The organism is Marinitoga sp. 1138 (assembly GCF_013363265.1).
Lineage (GTDB): Bacteria > Thermotogota > Thermotogae > Petrotogales > Petrotogaceae > Marinitoga > Marinitoga piezophila.
Window position 1 is genome coordinate 1 of the sequence record NZ_LBFA01000022.1, and the last position, 2,716, is coordinate 2,716.

The 2,716-nt window shown below is 22.6% G+C and carries 3 protein-coding genes; all 3 read left to right on the forward strand.

Annotated features, from left to right (window positions below):
- The first annotated feature begins 682 nt into the window (after positions 1 to 682).
- On the forward strand, positions 683 to 1,711 hold the full coding sequence (locus XO11_RS07890) for a hypothetical protein (protein ID WP_175418463.1): 1,029 nt from the start codon (positions 683 to 685) through the stop codon (positions 1,709 to 1,711).
- Positions 1,689 to 2,273, forward strand: a complete 585-nt coding sequence (locus XO11_RS07895) for a hypothetical protein (protein ID WP_175418464.1) — start codon at positions 1,689 to 1,691, stop codon at positions 2,271 to 2,273. Before XO11_RS07890 ends, XO11_RS07895 begins: the two co-directional genes overlap by 23 nt.
- Positions 2,274 to 2,444: 171 nt before the next feature.
- Positions 2,445 to 2,716 (forward strand): AAA family ATPase (locus XO11_RS07900; RefSeq protein WP_254873319.1); only part of this gene is annotated, 272 nt, incomplete at its 3' end.

Consider the following 2,716-nt stretch of genomic DNA (forward strand, 5'->3'; position numbering starts at 1 on the left):
GTTTGTAATATACGTGGGATTGTGGAGAATAATAATACCGCTGGCAATCACAATGTTAATATTCACAATAGGATATAGATTCTTCAGGAAATATGAACCAAAATATTAAAATAATATGCAATAATAGGTGAAATCATGAAAACAATAAAAAAATTCATAATACACCAATGAGAAAAAATGAAGAAAAATCGCATGAGATTATTATTGTCATCAAAATTAAATAAAAAAATAACACTAAAAATATATCAAGTGATATAATAAATATGTAAATTTATTGAATTTAGGAAAAGAAAAATTGATTGTAATTTTACTTGAATTTTACATTATATATTGACATCTTTTTTTTGATATAATTATTGTGAAATAAATAAGTAAAAATAATATCTTTTAATTATACAGTAACATAATATAAAAATTATACATTTATTGAGTTTTACCATGGATTATTAAGTTATAAAATTCACGATATTTGCCTATAATATTATTAAATAAATTACATATAATACCTGATATAAATTTAAAAAATAATTTTGAATTACACTCATGCATGGTTAAAAAATATTACTTAAATATATTTAAGCAGATATTTATCAAAAAGATTTTCATTTCTCAGTCGGCTGAGTTGTTCTGGTGCCAGAATTTTATAAAAAATTATAAATTTAAAGAAGATCGAGGTGATGGGATGAAGAAAGTGGTGAGAGTATATATTTTAATAATTTTTATTAGTATATTTTTTATATCCTGTACTAATATAGAAAAGCAAGAAAAAAATATTGAAAATAACAAAGAACTAGAAAATTTTTTAAAAGAAGATGTTAATATTAAAACCTCGGAATATTATACTAAAGATGGTATTTTGGTGTTTAAAAACTATTTTGAAAATGGAGAATTAGTAAAACAGGAAATATTTGATAATAAAGGTAATATAGATTATACATTTGAAATAAAAGATGAAAAAATTTACTCTATTAAAAACTCTAATGGACAAAAAGTTTCTACAAATAAAATATATTATTATAATAATATTAGTCATACAAAAGAATCATTTTCACTAAATAAAGTATTTACTTTTGAAGATTATCTTAATGTAAAAAATAAAAATAATAATATTTCTTTATATGATCAAATAGATCCAGGACGATATACTTATGGATATAGAATTGATACTTCACAAACTGGATATACTGATGGAGAAATGTCAAGAAGAATATTTAATGCAACTTTAAATACATTATTAAATATAGCTACAAATAAAATTGTAAATTCCATTGCTTCAAAATTAAGAAATATAATTGAATATATTCAATATACTGGAGATTTTATTTCTTATCTTAGAAGTAATTTTGAAATAACTGAAACATTAACGGAAGAAGCAAGACATTATACATTAAAAAAGGTATATGTTATACATTATGTTTCTGATAAGAATGGAAATTGGAAAAAAAGTTGGAAAAAACTTTTTGCAGTGGCTGAACAAAATTACAGTAGTTTAAGAGTAACTGTTAAAGGAAAAACAAAATATAAATACAATGATAATGGTACAATAGAAACTAGAGAAAAACTCGATGGAACTGTTATAACTAAAGAAAATCTTGATATAAAAGATTCTCCAAATTATAATAAACCTTCAAAATTATGTTTAATAGCAAAGGAAATTTATTTAAATTACATAAATGGGGGAACATATTATGTTTGGTATGAAAAACCATAATATTTTATTTAAAATATTTTTTTATTTAATATTAGGAGTTTTATTATATTTCTTAATAATATTTATATACAATATGTATTTTAATCCATTATATATATTAAGAAAATATTATGATACTATGTATTATACCAAAATATATTATGATACTCTTCTTAATGATAATACTCTTTCTTCAAATACTATCGAAGATGCTTTTAAAGCATATTTAAATAAAATGATAGAAGAAAGAAAAAAATATATTTTAGACCCTGAAAAATCAGAAAAGTTTATGAGAGAATATTATATTCACCTAGATGAAGATATTGAAAATATTTTAAATATAAATGGTGGTGCTGAAATAAATATTAAAAAAGTTAAGAGGGGATATATTGTATATCTTTTAAATGAAATATTGGTATCTTATGATTTAGATTCTAAAGGTAATATAATAAATAAAGAAATAAAGAAAGAAGAACTCAAAAAAATAAGATATCCGGAAAATGCAGAGATTACATTTTATATTGTGAGGACATGGAAAGGATTAAAAATTGATTGGATGAAATCTGTATATTTGTTAAAATGAAGAGACCATAAAATTTTTGAATAAATAAAAACCCCCTTCTTGGTATGGTAAAATAATGCATATGGTAAAATCTTTTGCCTCTTCCAGAGGAAAAAGGGAAAAATGACCTCCTAAAAAAAACTTCGATGAGTAGTAAAATAGAAATATAACTCATCGAAAGGAGAAGAGGGGATGAAAAGGAGATTAAACCTTGCAAGGGCATTAATAAAAGAAGCGGAAATATATTTACTTGATGAACCGACAAATGGAGTGGATATAGAAACGAAAATGAAGATATATGAAATAATGGAAGAATTAAGTCAAAAAGGAAAAACAATAATCTTAGCCAGTCATGATGTAAGTGAAATAGAAAAAACAGACAGGATAGTGGTATTAAAAAAAGGGAAAATAACAGCAGATAAAAAGACAGGAGAAATCCTGGAAAAAACAACGAGAAAAAATGA